This is a genomic window from Gracilibacillus lacisalsi DSM 19029 (assembly GCF_000377765.1).
Taxonomy (GTDB): Bacteria; Bacillota; Bacilli; order Bacillales; family Amphibacillaceae; genus Gracilibacillus; species Gracilibacillus lacisalsi.
In genome coordinates this window covers 54,219-75,584 of the sequence record NZ_KB898663.1, presented here as the reverse complement: position 1 = coordinate 75,584, position 21,366 = coordinate 54,219, and the positions used below count along the sequence as shown (strand labels likewise).

Sequence of the window (21,366 nt, the reverse complement as noted above, 5' to 3'; positions counted from 1 at the left end):
GTTAGCGTTTTCAAAAAACTCTTCTTTTTAAACATTTACCACTGATTTTTCTATCATACCTACGTACCAATATCTGCTATCATATAACTGTAATCGCTTACAGATTAAAAAGGGGAGGGAAAGAAATGAAAAAATCTTTGTTAGTACTATTAGGAATGATGATGGTTCTTTGGTTAGCTGCATGTAGTGGCGATGATAGCTCAGAAGATACAGGCGGCGATACCGATGATACTTCAGAAGAAACAAACAATGACTCCGATTCTGAAGCAAGTGGGGATCAAGTAACGTTACGAATTGCTTGGTGGGGGTCACAGCCACGTCATGATTACACAATGGAAGTTATTGAATTGTATGAAGAGCAAAACCCGAATGTAACGATTGAGCCAGAATATGCTAGTTGGGATGACTACTGGCAAAAACTATCACCTCAAGCAGCAGCAAATGAATTGCCAGACATTATTCAAATGGATTTATCTTATATTTCTCAATATGCAGAAAATGGTCAATTAGCTGATTTAGAACAGTTTCTTGGCAGTGAGATCGACGACTCAAATATTGCGGAAAACACGATCGAAGGTGGTCGAATTAACGACGGTCTTTACGGTTTTAATCTAGGTTCCAATGCGCTAAGTTTTCATTATAACCCTGAGATTTTAGCGGAGATCGGAATTGACGAGATCCCTGAAACATACTCATGGGACGAATATCAAGAAATGGCTCAACAGGCAGCTGATGCTGGATATTACTTTGATAATGGTATGCAAGCAGATGTGTTTTTTAACTATTACTTACGCCAAAATGGTGCCCGTCTTTACGCAGAAGATGGAAGTGGCCTTGGTTATGACGACGATCAATTATTTGTAGACTTTTTTACAATCATTCAAGAACAGGTGGAAGCAGAAGCAACTCCAACTCCTGATTTTCTGGCGCAATTAGCCGGCCCTGAAGATGACCCAGTTGTATTAGGTGACGGAGTAGGGATTTTCCAGTGGTCTAATCAATTTGTTGGGTTGGAGGATATGTCAGAGCATACATTCGCATTTGCTACTCCTCCAGGAGAGAATCTAGAAGATGGTTTATTTCTAAAGCCTAGTATGTATTTCTCGATCTCCGAAAATTCCGAGCAAAAGGAAGCAGCAGCAGCCTTTATTGATTTTTGGGTGAACGATGTGGAAGCGAACAAACTTATTCTCGGTGACCGTGGGGTTCCAGTTTCTTCTGTAGTTCAAGAAGAAATTGCAGATGATGTTTCTGAAGCTCAGCAAGCGGTATTTGATTATGTTGCATGGGCAGAAGATAATAGTACACCAATGGGTGCTCCAGATCCGGCAGGTGCAGGTGAAATTATTGAGCAATTAACCAATTTAAGTGAACAAATCTCTTATGGCGAGATTACACCAGAAGAAGCAGCTGAATACTTTAGAACACAGGCAGAAAGCATTTTAGGTAACTAAAAGGATTATGATGGACAGTAGCTGATCCTTATGAGATCAGCTATTGTTTTTCCATTATTCAGAATCATAGAAGGGAGCTTTCCAAAATGCAAACTCATATGAAGCAAAATTTATGGGGATATCTATTTATTGGTCCGTTTATTATAGGATTTTTGGCCTTTACCATTATTCCTATCATTGCTTCTTTCTACTTCTCCTTCACATCGTACGATTTATTTAATGCACCTAGATGGATTGGCTTTGAGAATTTTAAAAAAATGTTTACATCAGATCCGAGATATTTACACTCTTTAAAAATAACCTTTATCTATGTATTTGCTGGCGTTCCATTGCGACTATTATTTGCATTAGTAGTAGCTATGTTACTTAATACTGCATCTCGAGCGGTTGGCTTATACCGAACCTTATATTATTTACCATCTTTAATAGGTGGAAGCGTTGCAGTAGCAATTATGTGGCGACAAATCTTTGGTGATGATGGGATCGTCAACTTAGCACTTATGACAATGGGAATCGATCCTGTTAGATGGTTTGGAAATCCAACGGCCGCATTATGGATGTTAATATTTTTATCTGTTTGGCAGTTTGGTTCTTCGATGCTGATCTTCTTAGCTGGTCTAAAGTCGATACCACAAAGTTACTATGAAGCTGCAAGTGTTGATGGTGCAAGCTTCTTTCAAAAATTCTTTAACATCACAATACCAATGTTAAGCCCTGTTATCCTATTTAATGCAGTTATGCAAACAATTGCTGCATTTATGACATTTGTTCCAGCTTATATTATTTCAAAGGGTACAGGCGGACCATTAGATGGGACCTTATTATATTCACTCTATTTATTCAAGCAAGGTTTTGAATTCTTCCATATGGGTTATGCATCAGCCATGGCTTGGGTAATGTTAGTGATTATAGGGATACTAACTTCGCTAATCTTCTTTTCGTCTAAATATTGGGTGCACTATGAATCAGAGGGAGGCAGATAACGATGCAAGCAAAATATATAAAAAAAATCATCTATCATTTAATCGTTGGTTGTTTTGCTATCCTTTTACTGTATCCAGTAATTTGGTTAATTATGAGCTCATTTAAACAAAGTGAAAAAATATTTGCAACAGCAGAATCTCTAATCCCACAACCATTTATATTAAGCAATTATGCACAAGGGTGGGCTGGCTTCGGTGACTATGGGTTTGATACGTATATTTTAAATACGTTTATCTTTGTTATTTTAGTATTAATAGGTCATTTAATTTCTTGTTCTTTAATTGCATTCGGATTTGCGAGATTAAAATTTGCAGGAAGAAGCTTTTGGTTTGCGATTATGATATTAACATTGATGCTTCCTTATGAAGTAGTAATGATTCCACAATATATTATATTTGCCCAGCTGGATTGGCTAAATTCATTAAAACCACTTGTGGTACCTGCATATTTTGGTCATCCGTTCTTCATCTTTTTATTGGTGCAATTCATTAGAACGATACCTAGAGAGTTGGATGAAGCAGCAATTATTGATGGATGTAATACATTTGGTATATACAGAAGAATTATATTGCCATTAATTGTTCCTGCTTTAGCAACGACATCGATTTTTACATTCTATTGGACATGGGATAACTTACTTGGACCAGTATTATATTTGAATAGTCCTTCTAAATATACGGTTTCAATGGCTTTAAACATGTTCCTAAGTAATGAAACAGTTTCCAACTGGGGTGCAATGTTTGCCATGTCAGTAGTATCCTTAATTCCAGTGTTTATCATTTTCTTCATTTTCCAACGTTATGTGGTAGACGGTATCAGTACTAGTGGGTTAAAGGGTTAAAAGCGAAGATAATTCAGCTAGAAGAAGTTTTTAAGGGGGATGTTAGTATGAACGCATTGAATAAAGCATTTGAATGGATTACGAAAGTAGCATATCTGAACTTATTATGGATTGGATTTACTTTATGCGGTCTAATCGTTGTAGGTTTATTTCCATCGACTGCTGCAACCTTTTCGATAGTAAGAAAATGGGTTTCTGGAAATACTGATATTCCTCTGTTTAAAACTTTTTGGAAAGTTTATCGTCAATCGTTACTACAAGCGAATATTTTGGGCTATATAATTGCAGCAATGGGTTATATATTATACTTGGATTTCTTATTTATAACATTAGTAGAAAATGATTACTTCATGTTACTTACTATTCCATTCTTATTCATTTCGATATTCTTTATATTAACATCTTTTTATATTTTTCCAGTCTATGTTCATTATGATATGAAGCTGTTACAAGTATTGAAAAGTTCATTTTTTATTATGGTATTGAATCCCATACCGACAGCAGTTATGGTGTTGGGAGTGTTTGGTATTACATATGGATTATGGCATTTCCAAGGGTTAGCCTTGTTCTTCAGTATGAGTCTACTAGCGCTTGCACTTACGATGCCCGCACATAAAGCTTTCTCCAAAATACATGAAAAGAAAGCTTATCTTAGTAAACAGAAATTAATGGAAGAATAACTGGAGCTCTTGCCAAGAGCTCTTTTTTTATGGTAATCTATTAAAAGTTGTCTTTCGACATAAAATGACATAAAGAATGATAGTATTGAAATATTTTTGTAACATTCACATAACATTAGTGAAATCTAACTATGTTACAATGAGTCTGGTTCAAATGATAGGATGAAAAGACTACAAGAAAACCTTTTTAATTAAAGGGAGCTTACATAGAGAGAGCGTAAAAACGAAAATTTTGTTGGAAAGTAGGGGAATCGAGTGCGAGAAATACGAGGTTTAGTAAAAGATTCAGTTGTTGTCGTAACGATTATGTCAAGTTTGTTTTTTGTTCAGACTGTTAGCGCTGAGACAAAAGAAGAAATTCAAGCTCAACGATCGGAAGTACAATCAAATATTGACGAGAAAGAACAGGAACTTCAGGAAATTAAAGAAGAGTTAATTGAGTTAAATGAGCAAATTATGAGGTTGGATGAAGCGATCGAAGATAATGAGCAAAAAATTGACGAAACGGAATCGGAAATAACAGACGTTGAAGAAGAAGTAAGTGAACTGGAAGAGAAAATCGATGAAATCCAACAAAATATCGAACGTAGAAATGAAATTCTTAAGGAGAGAATCTCTTCATTACAAGAGAATGGTGGTTCGTCTAGCTATCTAGAAGTATTACTAGGTTCAACTAATTTCGTAGATTTTGTTGATAGAGTTGCATTAGTACATAAGATTACACAAGCAGACCAAGATTTATTAGAGAGTCAAGAAAAAGATAAGTTAGAAGTAGAGAAGAATAAAGTTGAGTTGGACAATAAGTTAGAAGAATTAGAAGATATGAAAGCAGAATATGAAGAAATGCAACAACAAATTGTTGCACAAAAAGAACAAAATGAAGAGTTAAAAGATGAATTGAAAGAAAAAGAAGAAGAAAATAGTGAATACCTGGACGATTTGAAAATTGAAGATGAAATTCTAGCGGAAAAAGAGAAAGCACTTAAAGAAGTAGAAGAACAACAACGTGCTCAAGAACAGGCAACTAGAAGTAACGGATCAAATGGTGCTATTGAACAGTATTCCAGCAATTCTTCTGAAACTGTATCAGTTAGTGGTAGTACAGTAGATATCGTAACATCAGTGGGTGAAAAGTATATTGGCAACTCTGTATATGTTTTTGGTGGCGGTAGATCTGCTTACGATATTGCTAATGGCCGTTTTGATTGTTCTGGATTTGTCAGCTGGGCTTTTAAACAGGCAGGAATCAGCTTGCCGGCGAGTACTTCAGGACTAAGTTCAGTAGGATCAAAAGTTTCTGCTAGCGACATGCAGCCGGGAGATCTTGTATTCTTCAATACGTATAAAACTAACGGACATGTTGGTATATACGTGGGTAACAATAAATTCATTGGTTCTCAAAGTTCAACAGGCGTAGCTATTGCTGACATGGGTAGTGGCTACTGGAAATCAAACTTTTCCGGTCTTGTGCGCCGCGTAGGATCATAATACAAAGAAAAACCCCGTTTCAACACGAAACGGGGTTTTTAAAATTAAGTACAGAAAGTATAAAAGCAGTGCAATGACTGCATTAAGCAAAGTAGTAATTTTGAATTGTTTGATGTATTTTCGCAGCGCTCCGACTAATTACTTTTATTGACCAAACTAAATGAAAGGATGAGCATTATGCGCTCATCCTTTCGTTAGGTTTAGTATCAAATATTAAAGTTAGCAAAATTCGGAATAAGCATTGGTTAGTTGCGTGACAATGTCTTCTACTTCATGACCCTCAATTTGCTCACGGGGAATAAAGTGTTTCAACTCTCCGCCTTTTACAATGGCCATGGATGGAGAAGACGGTTCTACGCCCTCAAAATATTCACGCATTTTGGCAGTTGCTTCCCGATCTTGACCGGCAAACACGGTAACAAGCTTTGCAGGTTTCTGCTCCCCGTCTAGTGATTGAACAGCTGCAGGTCGCGCCAATCCAGCTGCACAACCACAAACAGAGTTTACCACAACTAGTGCTGTCTCCTCGTTTGTAGACATAAATTGATCTACCGCTTCAGGTGTTACTAATTCTTCAAATCCAGCATTGGTTAATTCATCACGCATGGACTGTGTAATTTCTCTCATATATTCTTCATATGCATTCATCGTTATACCTCCTAATTATACTCTATTCAGATTTTAACAAAAATATAGTAGTATGAGCGACATATTTGTTTGAACATTATTAAATTAATTGTACTTTAAGCCATCCTCGGACACTGTTAATAAACCAAATTTGATCGTATGTCGTAATCTTTGCCAGAGGTATACTTTTTTCAACTAATATTCCCTCTTCAATTAGTTGTTCCCGGTAAGTTCCTGGAAGTAATCCATCTGAAACAGGTGGAGTAAAAAAACGACCGTCTTTTTCAACTACAATATTTCCGATCGTGAATTCCGTAATATGTCCTTGTTCATTCCACAAAAGGGTAGTTAGAATATGAGAGGGCTTTGCTTGATCGAATTTCTCATATATTTCTCTGTTAGTTGTTTTATGGTATAAATAAATATTTTCTTTATCGACTGGTTCCGATGCTATCACAGTTGAAACAGGCTGTTCTAATTTGTTGATGGCTTGATGATCTAATTTGATCTTGCCTGACGGATGATATAATAGCCGGACTTTATAACAGCCAATCTGAAGTTTTTCTGCTAACACGCTCAATTTTTCTTTTACTCTTTCTTCATGAAAGGGAAAATCGAAATATTGTGTTGAATGCTTAAGTCGTTGTAAGTGATATGGCATTAATGGGTATTTCCCATTTTCTAATTTGACCGACTCCAATAAGGAAACAACTTTTCTTTTTTGATGTAATATAGCTGATTTTTGGTTTAATTCATCGTATTCATTTTTACTTGTTGAATCCCAAGTGATGCCTCCACCGGTTCCATATATGGCATTATTTCCATTGATAATTACTGTACGGATTGGCACATTGAAAATGGCTTCACGTGCAGGAGAAATCCAGCCAATGGCACCACAATAAACTTCTCTTGGTGTATCCTCTAAAGCTGCAATATATTTCATTGTCTCTACTTTTGGTGCACCTGTTATCGATCCACAAGGAAATAAAGCCTGAAACCAATCATATACCTTCATCCTTTCTAAACTTGCTTCTATTGTAGAAGTCATTTGGTGAACAGTTGGATATGTTTCAACATCAAATAAGCTGGTTACATTGACGGTACCAGGTTTAGCAATTCGTCCGATATCGTTTCGTAGTAAATCGACAATCATAACATTTTCTGCTTGATCTTTTACGGAATCTCTTAACGTTTGTTTAAATTGGAGATCTTCTCGGTAAGTTCGCCCACGTTTGATCGTACCTTTCATTGGTTTTGTAATGATTTTACCATCTTTCACTTGGAAAAATAGTTCGGGAGATGCAGATAAAATATGGTTTTCACCAATGTCTAGATAGGCACAATAGGAAGCTGCTTGATTCTCTACTAGCTGTTGATAGAAGGAATATGGATTACCTGTAAAACGAGACTTCAGTCTTGTTGTATAGTTGACCTGATAAGTGTTACCTTCTTCAATGGCTTTTTTTATACGATTAATATTTACTTGATAATCTTCATAACTGGTCGTATGATTCCAATCTGACAGTTGGTAATTCATGTCTTCTAAACGATCTGTCTTATCGAAGGGTTTTTCATAGGCCGCAAACCAGATTAATGGTAATTCGTTATCTTGATGAACATGGTAGGTCGGATCAAATGCAGGAGCAGCTTCGTAAGAAACAAAGCCTGCAATATAATAGCCTTTATCAAGAAATTGTTCTAATTCTTCAAAAATAGTAGGTATTTCTTTTATGTTAGTCGTATTCCATACTTTAATCGGGTTGGTAAATTGCCGGACCTTCTGTTGAAAATTAAATTGCAAAAAAGGTTTATTCATTTAATTCACTCCATCAATTGCTTGCTTATAACTGTTTTGGATCATATGAAAGCCATACTCTGTCAGAATTGCTTCAGGATGAAACTGAATTCCTTCTACTTGATAGTGTTTATGCCGGATCCCCATAATTTCTTCTTGATAGGTTGTCGCCGTTATAAATAATGCGTGTTCTGGCAGTTTATTCGTAATAAGAGAGTGATATCTGGTGATAGAAATATCATTAGGTAAAGAGTCAAATACGCCTTGCCCACCATGCTTTATTTTCGAAACTTTCCCATGCATGGGTACTAATGCTTTAGCTACTTGTCCGCCAAAATAATGTACGATTACTTGCATGCCTAAGCATACACCGAGAATAGGCGTCGTTGTATGAAAATAATCTAATATCGATATACATTGTTTTTGATCTTCTGGTGATCCAGGACCTGGAGATAATACAATTAAATTAGGATTTAATCTTTTGATTTTCTCAATTGTAACATGATCATTTCGAAAAACGAGTACATCATTCGTTAGTTGCCGAAAATATTGAACAAGATTATATGTAAATGAATCATAATTATCAATAATAATTACCACTATTGTTCTTCCTTTCTTCCTCATAGCGCAGTCAACCATTTCAGTTATATAGATAAAACATACCATCCGTAATTATAGCGTATATCCATTGATACCTCTAATATTTATTTTAGAATGTGTCATCAATTTACCTGATTCTATTTACCTTAATTTTCAAAAAACTATTGACAGTTTTCAAGAATATGATACTATAATAATTGTCTAATTGATAATGAATTTCATTATTAAAAAAGTGAACAGGAAGGCCAAGGAATTTTTTTATGAAGAAGCGATATTTAATAGGATTACTCGTAATATTATCTCTGGTTTCTTTATTTATTGGAGTGATTGAATTAAATCCAAACGATTTACTCCAATTAACAGAAGATCAAAAGGAGATTTTACTTATCAGTCGATTTCCGCGTTTAATAAGTATTATCATTGCGGGAATGAGCATGAGTATATGTGGCTTAATTATGCAGCAACTCAGTCGGAATAAATTTGTTTCACCGACAACAGCAGGTACGATGGATTCGGCACGATTTGGGATTTTAGTAGCTTTAATGATTTTTCCAGCTGCAGGACCAATTGAAAAAATGTTGATAGCATTTACGTTTGCTTTAATAGGAACCTTTATTTTTATGAAAATTTTAGAAAAAGTGAAATTTAAAGATCCTATTTTCATCCCGTTGGTTGGTTTGATGTTTGGGAATATTGTTAGTTCGATTACTACATTTTTTGCTTATAAGAATGATCTAATTCAAAATATGTCTTCCTGGCTACAAGGAAATTTTGCTCTGATCTTACAAGGCAGGTATGAAATGCTCTACATAAGTGTGCCTTTAGTGATTTTTGCTTATATCTATGCGAATAAATTTACAATAGCAGGGATGGGCGAAGATTTTGCCAAAAATCTTGGGATGAACCATAAGCGTGTTGTTAATGTCGGTTTGGTCATTGTAGCAATTATAACTTCTGTCGTGATATTGACAGTTGGTATGATCCCATTCTTAGGTTTAATTATTCCGAATATCGTTTCTATCTATCGAGGAGACCATTTGAAAAATAGCTTGCCACATACAGCATTACTAGGGGCTGTATTTGTATTAGCTTGTGATATCTTAGGAAGAGTTATTATTTTCCCTTATGAAATTGCCATTGGTGTTACAGTCGGTGTTATTGGTAGTGGGATCTTCCTGTACTTAATTATGAGGAGATCTGCATATGCGTCTTAAGTCAAAATTATCGATATTACTTATATTAAGTCTCATCCTAGTTGTTATTTATTTATTTGCAGGTATTCCGGGTAATTGGGAATACATATTGCCACGAAGGTTTAGCAGAGTGCTAGCCATTATTGTAACAGGTTCTGTAATTGCAATTGCCACAGTCGTATTTCAGACGATCACCAATAACCGGATTTTAACACCGAGTGTAATTGGTTTAGATTCGCTTTACGTGTTACTGCAAACATTCTTTATCTTTGTGTTTGGTTCAACGAGTGCCTTTGCGGCCAATCCGAATTTGAATTTTGCTCTATCTGTTGGAGCAATGGTGGTATTTGCCTTTTTACTGTATCACTTACTCTTTAAAAAGCAGAAAAATGTTTATTTTCTATTATTGGTAGGTATCGTATTTGGTACCTTCTTCGGAAGTTTATCATCATTTATGCAGGTATTGATTGATCCGAATGAATTTATGATTGTACAAAATCGAATGTTTGCAAGTTTTAATAACGTGAATACCGATATTTTATTGGTTGCAATCCTCCTAATTATATTTACGATTATCTATTTTTGGAAGTATATCAAGTTTCTTGATGTAATGTCATTAGGAAAAGAACATGCAATTAATTTAGGTATAAATTATGACGAAGTGGTCAAGAGGTTATTAATTGTAATCGCGATCTGGATTTCTGTTGCAACCGCACTAGTCGGTCCGATCATGTTCTTAGGGTTATTAGTAGCAAATGTCACCTATGAGTTTATGAAAACTTATCGACACAGTTATCTATTAATTGCTTCAGCTTTAGTAAGTATTGTTGCTTTGATAGGTGGACAGTTAGTAGTAGATCGCATCTTTTCATTCGAAACCACATTAAGTGTAATCATCAATTTTATTGGTGGAGCTTATTTCTTATATCTGATTTTAAAGGAGAATAAAGCATGGTAGAAGTACAGGATATTACAAAAAAGTATGGTAATACCGCAGTTGTTGATCAAGTTTCTGTTTCGATTCCAAAAGGGAAAATTACCTCTTTTATCGGTCCTAATGGTGCAGGCAAAAGTACCTTACTATCAATTGTTAGCCGTTTAATAACAAAGGATGCTGGAGAAGTACGAATAGATGATCAGGAAATTTCATCAGTTAAAAGTAATACGCTAGCAAAAAAAATTGCGATTTTGAGGCAGTCCAATCAGTTAAATGTGAGGTTAACCGTTAAGGAACTTGTTAGCTTTGGTCGCTTTCCTTATTCACAAGGAAGATTGACTAAAGAAGACCGTCAATATGTCCAAGATGCAATTGATTATATGGAGCTCAACGATATGCAGAATAAGTATCTAGATCAACTAAGTGGTGGTCAAAAACAGCGGGCTTTTATTGCGATGGTAATAGCTCAAGATACCGATTATATTCTGTTAGATGAACCTCTTAATAATCTCGATATGAAACATTCCGTACAGATTATGAAGGTATTAAGAAGATTGGTCGATGAGTTGGGGAAAACAGTTGTCATAGTGATACATGATGTTAATTTTGCATCTGTGTATTCAGATTATATTGTTGCATTAAAACACGGGAAAATTGTTCATCAAGGTCCCAAAAATGACATGATCGATAAAAAAGTACTTCGAGATGTTTATGATATGGATATTCAGATTCAAGATATTGATCAATGTAAGATTTGTCTATATTTTCATTAATTTATTATCTATGTGAACACTTTTTCATCATGATTAAATATGTTGATAGGGCCCATTAACATGTGACAACGAGAAAATAGTGATTCATATGAATATATATTTAAAATTTCAAAGGGGTGTACAATCATGAAGAAAGTTCTTTTATTCTTATCTTTAATTGCAGTACTTTTTGTTGTAGCAGCATGTGGTGCTGATAGTGATAGTGATGCAGCGGCAAATGAAACAGAGGGTCAATCAGGTGAAGAGGCAGAAAGCTCAGAAGGAGCAACAGAAGATGAGGAACAACCGGCAGAAGTTGTAGTAGAACATGAATTAGATACAACAACGGTACCGGTGAATCCGGAAAAAGTCGTGGTGTTTGATTATGGTACACTAGAAACATTAGATGAACTAGGTGTTGAAGTAGCAGGTGTTCCTCAAGGAAATCTCCCTCCTCACTTAGAAAAATTTGAAGGGGAAGAGTATACGAGCGTTGGCTCTTTGAAAGAACCAGATTTCGAAGCATTAGCTGTTCTTGATCCAGACCTTATCATCATTTCTGGTCGACAATCTGAAGTATATGAAGATTTAGCAGAGTTAGCCCCAACCATTTATATGGGGGTAGATACTGACAATTATTTAGAATCTTTCCAGGCTAATGTTGAAACCTTAGCAGAGATTTTTGCTAAAGAAGAAGCAACAGAGAAATTAGATGAAGTATTAGCAGTTGTTGATGAAGTGAAAGCAACTAATGAATCTTCAGAAGGTAAAGGTTTAATAGTTTTAACCAATGATGGTAGTGTTAGTGCATATGGAGCAGGTTCACGCTTTGGCTTGATCCACGATGAATTAGGTGTTGCTCAAGCTGATGACAATATTGAAGTGGCTACACATGGTCAAAATGTAAGCTTTGAATATATCGCTGAAACAAATCCAGACTACTTATTCGTTGTGGATCGTAATACAATTGTAGGTGGAGAAGAATCTGCAGAAAAAACATTAGACAATGATCTAGTGCAAGGAACAAATGCAGCACAAAATGATAAAATCATTTATTTAGATCCAAACTTCTGGTATGTATCAGGTGGAGGTTTAGTCTCCGTTAAAGAAATGGCAACCGAAGTAAAAGAGGCAATTCAATAATAAAACGATGCTGGATAGCAATCATTCACCTCGTTCCATCTCCAGTGGAACGGGGTATTTGTTTAAAAAAACGGTGCACATCATCCACAAACTGCGCAGTAACATGGACAAGGAATTGCTCTCTTCCATTCTTGACTTAGAGAGAGCAGACAAACCGCTTCGGCAGAATACTGCGCTTTCCGTGGGCACGGCCTCAGCTAACTTGGTAAAGAAAAGCACTTTACCAAGTGGATCTTCGGCTCGCGTGAGTTCCCACAGGAGTCTCCGTATTCTGCCTACGCTATTTTGGTTCTCTGATTATAGAAAGAAATGAACTCACGGGACTAAAATTTTCTGTTTAATTACAGTACTAAACGGCTGTGAATGCCCCTTTAGCATAGTCGTACCCCTACACTACATAGGGTGGAGAAATCGACTGGCTAATTTCGGATAAGTGTTGTGGAGCATATCTTAACGAAGGCCGCCCACTTCAACTCCTGTGGGACCTGTTTGACCTGAAGATCCACTTTTTCGAGCGGTTTTTGCTCGAAAAAGTTAGCTGAAGGGCAAACCCCACGGAAAGGGAAGTGGGCAGCCGGAGTGGTAGTTATCATCACGATATATTTCAAAATAATCTCTTAGGTGAACGCACATCTAATTACCACATTACTTCGCAGTTTGTATCTTTAAAGCATCAGTTAGTTAGAATGTAACTAACTGGGCTATGTTTTCAGCTGAATAGATGATGTAATGATGATACTTTTAGTTCATTATTTTATATTCATAGTGATGATGATTATTACATAGGTCCATTGTTATTTCTAAAAATAGGGAAAAATACTTATTTAAATAGGTCTTTTTTATGATATAATTATAACTAAAAAATCATAATATTTACTTCAAATTGATTGATGATGTTGTATATTGTCTTATCATTAGGTATTATGGAATGTGAGAACTGATTAAATTTTACTAGATAAGATTAAGGAGAAATGAATATGTCATCATCAACGGAAGTGAATACAAATGAGGTCATCAAAGAATTATACAATGGATCTGTTCAATCTATTAAAAATGTTGTACCAGTTGAACATCAGTTTGAATCACCAAAAATCACTACTAGTCCATTGAATGTAGAGTATGGCGTATTGATAGGGTATAGTGGAACATTCAAAGGGGATTTATTAATTCAAGCAGAACATCATGTATTCAGTTCGATTGGAGAAGCTTTGTATGGTATGCAGTTGTCAGAAGAGATGTTAGATTCCTTCTCAGGTGAATTAGGTAATATGTTAGCAGGTGGACTTTCTACTCACTTAGCAAATGCAGGAATTGATACAGATATAACGCATCCAACAATTATTAGTGGTAATGCAAATTTATCTGGTTTTAAAAGAATACTTGAGGTAGAAATTCACTATCCAAGCATTGGTGATATGAAAATGTCACTTTTATTAAATCAATAAAGGCTGGTGACGATATAATGGAAGGAACAATAACTAAAACAATTATTTTTAAATTAAAGAATCAAGAATACGGTGCAAATATTGATCAAATTCGCTCGATTGAAAGGCTAGAAGAGATTGTTTCATTACCACAGACATCTGATTTTATTAAAGGAATTATCAATTTACGTGGTAGTGTGACCCCGATTATCGATTTGCGTACGCGACTAGGAATGGAAGAGGCTGAGCCTACGGAACAGACTAGAGTATTAATTGCAAACGTTCGTGAAGTCCAGGTAGGTTTAATCGTGGATGAAGCGACAGATGTAATTGATATTTCACCTGAAGTAGTGGAAGACGCACCAGAGTTAGTAAAAGGCGTTGATTATCAATATATAAAAGGAGTGGCCAAACTAGAAGATAGGGGTATGCTGCTTTTATTAGACCTTGATTATGTATTAAGTGTGGATGAGATCAATGAAGTGCAACAAGTAGTGGATGAATAAAAATTACATATATCAACGGAGGGGAATACCTTGGCACGAGTATTAATTGTAGATGATGCTGCATTTATGCGCATGCAATTAAAAAATATTTTTACGAATTTAGGACATGAAGTAGTTGGAGAAGCAGAGAACGGACAACAAGCAGCAAATATGTATGAAGAATTACAACCTGATATTGTTTCCATGGATATTACCATGCCAGAAATGAATGGGGTAGAGGCAACGAAAGAGATAAAAGGTAAAGATTCCAATGCAACGATTATTATGTGTTCTGCAATGGGGCAACAACAAATGGTGTTAGACGCGATAAAAGCAGGAGCTTCTGATTTTATTGTAAAACCATTTACAGAAGACCGTGTAAAGGAAACATTGGATAAGTTATTATAAATAACAGAAGCTGTACGATGGCTTTGTTATCGTCTAGAAAAACCCGTTATCAGTCCAGATAACGGGTTTTTGCTCGAAAGGTAAAAGTGTATATAATCAGTGCAATGACCGTGTTTAACGAAGTAGTTATTTTGACATATTTTATGTGTGTTTGCCAAAGCTCCGACTAATTACTTCGCTTTCTGTGGGCACAGCCTCAACTAACTTTGCAAAGAAAAACAGTTTGCAAAGTGGATTTTTGGCACGTGCTATTCCCACAGGAGTCTCCGTAATTAGTCTCCGCTATGAGAAGGTGCAACCATTCTTGTCAGAAGTAATAGGTTGATTTTTATAAAATGGATAAGAGCAAGAATCGCTATCCATAAGTATAAAAGCAGCAATGTTACTTCATGCTAGAGTTGTGGAATTTGTTTGACCTGAAGATCCACTTTTTCGAGCGGTTTTGGCTCGAAAAAGTTAGCTGAAAGGAAACCACAAGGAAAGGGAAGTGGGCAGCCGGAGCGGTGGTCAAGCAGTTGATATAATGCCATAATGACTACTAAACGAATCCGCAGATCAACTTAACATTTAATTATTAACTTGCTTTCATACCGGGAACAACGTATTTTTGTTTAACTAAAACAATATATGGCCGTAATGCTTGAATAATAACACCAGTACATAATGCATTTACTAAGGTACCAATTCCAACATCGCCTTGAAAGAGGAGGGCGACGATCACTAAAGCAATACTGATAATAGCACGAGATATCCCAAACGACAAGCCGGTTTTATCCGTTATAATAACCATCGAGCGATCCATCGGATTTGGTGCGAAGCTAGATTCTAAATAGATGGCAATACCAATTCCGCTGAAAATGATGCCAAATAGTAGTATGACTGATTGCTCCAACCAATTATCGGGAGTTAGCCAAGATCCTTGGATAAATAGCCATGAATCAATCCCAAGCCCTGTAATGAATGAAGTTAACATGGCAAACCATTCAGGCTTTGCTTTGATTGCAATCGCATTGATCATGACGATGGTAAAGCCGACGATGATTTCCCAGCTGCCAATGGTCAATCCGAATGTTCGAAACAAACCAACTAATAAGGCATCAAAAGGTGATGCTCCTAATTGTGATTGAATCGTTAATGAAATTCCTAATGTTAACGTAATAATACCTATGATATATATAACAAATGATCGAGCCATATTTTGTAACATCGTATTCGCCTCCTAGCACGATATACTATAACAAAAAAATGGTAAGAAGGAAACAAAGGAGGGCTTATTATTGTACAATGTTACTTAAATCTAATTCGAATGAGATGTCAGGGGTAATCGTTATTTCTGAATATTGAGATTCCCATTCTTTCCGATTCCAATCTCTAAATTTACTTTTGGCAGAAGCACCAACCATGAGCGGATCAATTTCTAAGTCTTGAAAAGTCTGGATTAATTGATTCGCTTCTTCTTCCAGTTTTTTCGTAACAGCCTGTTCTAATTCTTTTTTTGCTGCAAAAGATTTAATTTCCCCTTTTTTTGACTCTGTTAACGTACCAATGATATCGGCCTTAATAACTACCTCATTTTTGGATTTCCAATGTAAACTTTTTGTCGAGCGAATCGAGCTAATGGCGACTGTTTTGTTTTTTTCTTCCCATTCAAATTCATACGTATGGTCTTCACAATCTTCATATAATAATTTAAAGGTGAAAAATTGCTCGTAGGGAATTTGATGAACCAATTTATCATCTTTCATCATACCCAAAGTTACTATATCGATAGACGTTTCGCTTTGTCTTAAGATGGGAAGGAAAGGGTCCATTCCATCGCCTATTAAGCGATAATTAAATTGATGCAAATTCATTTTGGGAATATTGGATTTACTATTATTTAGAATTAGTTTCTCGATGAAGCGTGAAAGGGTTAATTCCATTTTATAATCCGTTTTTAGCAGTGTTTCTGCATCTCCTTGTACAATCGCGACGTTAATATCCCGTCCTAGATCGGGTATTTCATTAATTCCGTAAATTATTTCCGCGACCCCTTTCTTTGCAAGGTCCTCGCCAAATAGAATATCTATAATATTGCCGACTTCTACTTGAAAGGGGGCTTCGGTTTGAATAAACGAGTTAATATCTTGAAAAGTTTTTGCTTCACCAGTATAGCGGATATTTTCACCCAATTCCGATTGCTCATTTTTACCGTATACGGGAGCAACAGCAGTCCCTTTGTAATTTTCCGAAGTTGGATCCCAATCGAAACCAAATGTCATAATTAATTCGACATCATCAAGAATCTTAGTTTTGACACAACCTGATAATATTAAGCAACACAATAATATAGGCCATAATCTATTTGTTCGCATGTTTTTTCTTCACTCCTGCTGCAATTTTATGGCAAACATATAATAAAGGAATATAGACAAATAATAGTATCATCCCAATCCGTGATAGGGTAAGCGTTATTTTTTCAATAATAAGAAAATTGTGAATAAAATGAACACTTGAAATCCCTATAAGGGCACAAAAGATGCTAATTTTCCGGAAAGAGAATCTGGTTAACCGATGAAAACATTGCATACTTGCCCAAAAATATAAACAACTGGTTGCGATGATGGCGATCAAGTGTAAGCTGATTCCAACATATTCAAACCTTTCGATAATCGGAAAGTTAATAACCTTCCATAATTGTAGAGTGGGCCAGGATATAAACTGAATATGTTGCTCATTGTAATACATAAATATCGCAATGGCAGAAAAAAAGTAGACGAAAGTTGTAAACATATTACTTGAAATGGCCCACTTTAATCCAGATTGAAAACGATGTATAAACGGTGCGTAGATTAAAATTAATTCAATGCCTAGTAAACTAAAGGACATTGGTTCCATAGCAAGAATGATATCTTTGGCTGGCGTATTAAAAACAGGTAACAAATTATTAAAATGGCCATCTGTAAAAGCCTTATACTTAAAAATTGCTAAAAAACCAGTGACAAAGACACTGAAAAACGCGAAACCGGCCACGATTCGAAATCCACCTAAACAAATATATAGGACTAACATGAGTAAAATAAACATAAAAAAATGGATCGACATGTCAGGGAAGAACCAAATTTGAATAATTTCGATATAGGAAACTAATACAATCATCGAGACAGCAAACAGATATAAACTGAATAAAAAAGTTAACAATCTTCCTAATATAATACCAAATATATACTGATGAATTGCCATGAAGTCAGTTTGTTCTTCTCCGACAATTTTCCATATAATCACGACAATGAGAGTTGTAAGTACACCGGTTAGAATAACGCTAATCCAGGAGTCATAACCGGCGATACTTGAAATTTGCCGTTCGAAACTTAATATTCCTTCTCCGATTTGAGTTGCATGAATAATAAAGAGTAACAAAAAGGGGGAAATCATCTGGGTGATATCCGGTTTGAAATGATTCATGATCAACCTACTTTCGCTTTCCTCGTTTTAACCTCGTTCTATTCGTATTGAGCCGATGTTTATCGGTTGCTGTAGTAATAATAGGTCTTGAGCCTTGTATATTAAATGGAAATCGAATCACAGCATCTTTCAAGTCTCTCCAACGAGGAGGGTATAAAGGCTCCAGAAACGGTCTTCCGAGTGAAGTTAACCTTAACAAATGTGTGATGAGAAACATTGCTGCAATTGTAATGCCAATAAGCCCCCACATTTGGGCAAATATAATAAATGGAAAACGTAGTAATCGTATCGTATTACCAATCCGATAAATAGGTGTAGTAAAGGAAGCAAGTGCGGCTAATGCGATTAATATAAGTAATACATTACTGGTAAGTCCTGCTTCTACTGCTGCTGTCCCGATTACAATACCACCAACAATACCGATGGTTTGGCCGATTTTCGTTGGAAGACGTGCACCTGCTTCACGTAATAATTCGATCGTTAATTCTAAAATTAAAACCTCCAGTATCGGCGGGAATGGAATATCCTTTCTAGAAGAAACCAAGGTCCCTAAAAGATCTCCAGGAACAATATGATAATGATAAGTTAACACGGCAACATACATTGGTGTGATCAGAACAGAAAAGATAACTGCACATATACGTATAATACGAAATGCACTGGCAATCGGCCATGTTAAGAAGTAATCTTCATAGGAAGCAAAAAATTCAACTAATGTAGTCGGTGCGATTAAAACGTGTGGAGATCCATCAACGACGATGGCAACTTTTCCTTCCACTAAAGCACTACTGACCCGGTCTGGTCGTTCGGTATCCATTAATTGTGGGAATGGTGATTGAGAATTGTCAGATATCATCTGTGAAATAAAAGAACTGTCCATGATCTGATCATATTCTATTTCGGATATTCTTTGTATGATGGTATCGACATTATCTTGATTAGCGATTCCATCTATATAGGTGATGGCAACATTCGTTTTGGTAATTTTGCCTACTTCAACATTTTTAACATGTAATTGTGGTAATTTTACTCTTTTTCGGATGAGATTAATGTTCGTATTGATATCTTCGATGAAAGCGAGCTTAGGGCCGATAACACTAAATTCGATTTCAGGCTGAGATACATCTCGATCAACTTCAAATTTAGCAGGGATCAGCAATATATTTTGACTATTATTCGTAAGTTTTAGCGCCATATAACCGGTCAATAATTTTTCTTCAATGATGGTTAAATCTGAAGTCAATTCTGTCTCTGAAAAAGGTAGCATGTTTTCTAATACATCAAGATTATCAATCTTAGCGTCTTTTAATTTTCCAAAAAGAGAAACTTCAAGCTTGTCTAAATTGACTAATGATTGAAAATAGAAGAGTTCAATATTATTTACGTTTCCTAACGTAAAATGCTTAAAATCATCACTAGCTTTCATAAGATGGAATAAGTCATCAAAATTGTTTACGTCTTTTTTAGGGTGTTTATGTTGATTGCGTTTGTGGGAGATTTTTTTCCTTATCATGATAGATACCTCTTGGTGAAAGATTATCGTTAGTATGTGTTGTTTGACTTTTAACTATGCATTCTATTCATTGATATCACTGAGTAGATTAGTGGCAAAAATCAAGATAGTTCGCTATCATCAAAGTAGCAATGAAAGGAGGAAGATTATGGACTTGTTAAGTAACTTTATTCAGACAGACCATCATGAAATGCTTTACCGGAAAGCGGAACAATTAGCAAAGAAAATTAAAAATAGAAGGCAACAAGGCGATAATGAAGCAGCTTTGCCTAAAGAAAATATCGGAGATTTACGCAATGAAAACTATTTATCATTAACATTACCAAAAGAATATGGTGGAGAATCGCTATCTTTATATGAATTTTTGCTTGTCCAGGAGAAATTAGCAGAAGGTGACGGTGCAACAGCCTTGTCTGTAGGCTGGCACTTAGGAGTAGTTAAAGAGTTAAGCGAAGAGAACTTATGGGACGAGCAAAAATTTGACTACATTGCCAAAGAAATAGGAAAGAAACAAAAGCTAGTCAACCGATGTGCTACAGAACCTGCAACCGGAAGTCCAACACGAGGCGGTATACCCGAAACAACTGCTGTTTTAGATGGTGAGGAATATGTTATAAATGGAAAGAAAACATTTACAACAATGGCATTAGTGCTCGATTATTATATTGTCACAGCTTATGTGAAAGGAAAAGATGCTGTTGGTTCTATCTTAATTCCGAAAGAAACGGAAGGTCTGCGTGTCGAAAAAACATGGGATACTTTAGGTATGCGTGGAACAGGTAGTGATGATTTAATTTTAGAGAATGTTCGTGTACCAAAGGATAACTTGGTAGAAATAAGTGATCAACCAAAGAGACCAGGTCCAAAAGGGTGGTTATTACATATTCCAGCTTGTTACTTAGGCATTGCAATGGCAGCTCGCAATGATGTGATTCAATTCGCTAAAGAATTTCAGCCTAACAGTTTAAATAAGCCGATATCTGAAGTGGAACATGTTCGCAATAAAGTGGGAGAAATAGACTTAAAGTTATTACAGGCACGTTACTTTATGTATAGTGTTGCAGAGAAATGGGATAGATATCCAGATAAACGAGGGCAGTTAATGAAAGAATTGGGAGCTGTAAAGTTAGTTGCTACTAATAGTGCTAATGAAGTTGTTGATCTTGTGATGCGCATTGTTGGGGGACGTGGCTTGTCTAAAAACATGCCGTTTGAACAATATTACCGTGACGTACGAGCAGGGCTTCATAACCCACCAATGGATGACATGGTTATCTCCTCATTGGCCAAAAACGCTTTTTCATAATATGATAATCCGACATAATCAATGGTAGATATTTACCTCGAAGTAATGTTCGAAACTAAATGCACAGTTACCTATGAAGTAATTTTGACATAAATCGTGATCATAACCGCCACTCCGGCTGCCCACTTCCCTTTCCGTGGGGTTTGCCCTTCAGCTAACTTTTCCGAGCCAAAACCGCTCGAAAAAGTGGATCTTCAGGTCAAACAGGTCCCACAGGAGTGGAAGTGGGCGGCCTTCGTTAAAACTTGCTCTACAACATTAACATGAGCTCGCATAGTGTTTCTGTTTCCGT

At 36.0% G+C, this 21,366-nt stretch carries 20 protein-coding genes; 13 read left to right on the top strand and 7 right to left on the bottom strand.

Annotation, left to right across the window (positions count from 1 at the left end; translation table 11 throughout):
* The first annotated feature begins 125 nt into the window (after positions 1-125).
* The 5 genes from D569_RS0102845 (at position 126) to D569_RS0102825 (ending at position 5,447) form a co-directional block, all read left to right on the top strand.
* Entirely contained in the window at positions 126-1,454 is a 1,329-nt protein-coding gene (locus D569_RS0102845; RefSeq protein WP_018930889.1) for an ABC transporter substrate-binding protein, read from the top strand.
* An 86-nt stretch (positions 1,455-1,540) separates the two neighbouring features.
* Complete coding sequence (locus tag D569_RS0102840; RefSeq protein ID WP_018930888.1) at positions 1,541-2,437, top strand: carbohydrate ABC transporter permease; 897 nt, start codon at positions 1,541-1,543, stop codon at positions 2,435-2,437.
* A 2-nt stretch (positions 2,438-2,439) separates the two neighbouring features.
* A complete protein-coding gene (locus tag D569_RS0102835) occupies positions 2,440-3,279 on the top strand; it encodes a carbohydrate ABC transporter permease (RefSeq protein ID WP_018930887.1) in 840 nt (279 codons plus the stop codon).
* A gap of 47 nt (positions 3,280-3,326) precedes the next feature.
* Positions 3,327-3,959: a YesL family protein gene (locus tag D569_RS0102830; protein ID WP_018930886.1), complete on the top strand. Its 633-nt coding sequence runs from the start codon at positions 3,327-3,329 to the stop codon at positions 3,957-3,959.
* A 255-nt stretch (positions 3,960-4,214) separates the two neighbouring features.
* Complete coding sequence (locus D569_RS0102825) at positions 4,215-5,447, top strand: C40 family peptidase (RefSeq protein WP_018930885.1); 1,233 nt, start codon at positions 4,215-4,217, stop codon at positions 5,445-5,447.
* Between the two features lie 219 nt (positions 5,448-5,666).
* Here the strand turns inward: D569_RS0102825 and D569_RS0102820 are convergent, their stop codons facing one another.
* The 3 genes from D569_RS0102820 to D569_RS0102810 all read right to left on the bottom strand — a co-directional run bounded on the left by D569_RS0102820 (position 5,667) and on the right by D569_RS0102810 (position 8,469).
* Entirely contained in the window at positions 5,667-6,095 is a 429-nt protein-coding gene (locus D569_RS0102820; RefSeq protein ID WP_018930884.1) for a BrxA/BrxB family bacilliredoxin, read from the bottom strand.
* Between the two features lie 79 nt (positions 6,096-6,174).
* Positions 6,175-7,890, bottom strand: a complete 1,716-nt coding sequence (gene pabB / locus D569_RS0102815) for an aminodeoxychorismate synthase component I (RefSeq protein ID WP_018930883.1) — start codon at positions 7,888-7,890, stop codon at positions 6,175-6,177.
* On the bottom strand, positions 7,891-8,469 hold the full coding sequence (locus D569_RS0102810; RefSeq protein ID WP_018930882.1) for an anthranilate synthase component II: 579 nt from the start codon (positions 8,467-8,469) through the stop codon (positions 7,891-7,893).
* 260 nt (positions 8,470-8,729) lie between these two features.
* On the opposite strand from D569_RS0102810, the gene D569_RS0102805 reads away from it, so the two are divergent.
* The 7 genes from D569_RS0102805 (at position 8,730) to D569_RS0102775 (ending at position 14,811) form a co-directional block, all read left to right on the top strand.
* Positions 8,730-9,683 carry an ABC transporter permease gene (locus D569_RS0102805; RefSeq protein ID WP_018930881.1) on the top strand — a complete coding sequence of 318 codons (954 nt, stop codon included), beginning with the start codon at positions 8,730-8,732 and terminating at the stop codon, positions 9,681-9,683.
* Positions 9,673-10,620, top strand: a complete 948-nt coding sequence (locus D569_RS0102800; RefSeq protein WP_018930880.1) for an iron chelate uptake ABC transporter family permease subunit — start codon at positions 9,673-9,675, stop codon at positions 10,618-10,620. The genes D569_RS0102805 and D569_RS0102800 overlap by 11 nt, the downstream gene beginning before the upstream one ends.
* Complete coding sequence (locus tag D569_RS0102795) at positions 10,614-11,372, top strand: iron ABC transporter ATP-binding protein (RefSeq protein ID WP_018930879.1); 759 nt, start codon at positions 10,614-10,616, stop codon at positions 11,370-11,372. The genes D569_RS0102800 and D569_RS0102795 overlap by 7 nt, the downstream gene beginning before the upstream one ends.
* Before the next feature lie 126 nt (positions 11,373-11,498).
* Positions 11,499-12,494, top strand: coding sequence for a siderophore ABC transporter substrate-binding protein (locus tag D569_RS0102790; RefSeq protein WP_018930878.1), 996 nt, complete (start codon positions 11,499-11,501; stop codon positions 12,492-12,494).
* A 977-nt stretch (positions 12,495-13,471) separates the two neighbouring features.
* On the top strand, positions 13,472-13,939 hold the full coding sequence (locus D569_RS0102785; RefSeq protein WP_018930877.1) for a chemotaxis protein CheX: 468 nt from the start codon (positions 13,472-13,474) through the stop codon (positions 13,937-13,939).
* A gap of 17 nt (positions 13,940-13,956) precedes the next feature.
* Positions 13,957-14,424, top strand: coding sequence for a chemotaxis protein CheW (locus D569_RS0102780; protein WP_018930876.1), 468 nt, complete (start codon positions 13,957-13,959; stop codon positions 14,422-14,424).
* A gap of 30 nt (positions 14,425-14,454) precedes the next feature.
* The gene (locus tag D569_RS0102775; protein WP_018930875.1) at positions 14,455-14,811 is read left to right on the top strand and encodes a response regulator; all 357 of its coding nucleotides are present in this window, start codon (positions 14,455-14,457) and stop codon (positions 14,809-14,811) included.
* A gap of 574 nt (positions 14,812-15,385) precedes the next feature.
* On the opposite strand, the gene D569_RS22385 is transcribed toward D569_RS0102775, so the two are convergent.
* From D569_RS22385 to D569_RS0102755, 4 genes are all read right to left on the bottom strand, one after another.
* Positions 15,386-16,018, bottom strand: a complete 633-nt coding sequence (locus tag D569_RS22385; protein ID WP_018930874.1) for a YczE/YyaS/YitT family protein — start codon at positions 16,016-16,018, stop codon at positions 15,386-15,388.
* A gap of 67 nt (positions 16,019-16,085) precedes the next feature.
* Positions 16,086-17,165, bottom strand: coding sequence for a Ger(x)C family spore germination protein (locus D569_RS0102765; protein ID WP_018930873.1), 1,080 nt, complete (start codon positions 17,163-17,165; stop codon positions 16,086-16,088).
* Positions 17,152-18,255 (bottom strand): GerAB/ArcD/ProY family transporter, encoded by a 1,104-nt coding sequence (locus D569_RS0102760; RefSeq protein ID WP_018930872.1) that lies wholly within the window; start codon positions 18,253-18,255, stop codon positions 17,152-17,154. Before D569_RS0102760 ends, D569_RS0102765 begins: the two co-directional genes overlap by 14 nt.
* 7 nt (positions 18,256-18,262) lie before the next feature.
* The gene (locus D569_RS0102755; protein ID WP_018930871.1) at positions 18,263-19,768 is read right to left on the bottom strand and encodes a spore germination protein; all 1,506 of its coding nucleotides are present in this window, start codon (positions 19,766-19,768) and stop codon (positions 18,263-18,265) included.
* 148 nt (positions 19,769-19,916) lie between these two features.
* On the opposite strand from D569_RS0102755, the gene D569_RS0102750 reads away from it, so the two are divergent.
* Complete coding sequence (locus D569_RS0102750) at positions 19,917-21,074, top strand: acyl-CoA dehydrogenase family protein (RefSeq protein WP_018930870.1); 1,158 nt, start codon at positions 19,917-19,919, stop codon at positions 21,072-21,074.
* Positions 21,075-21,366: the final 292 nt, after the last annotated feature.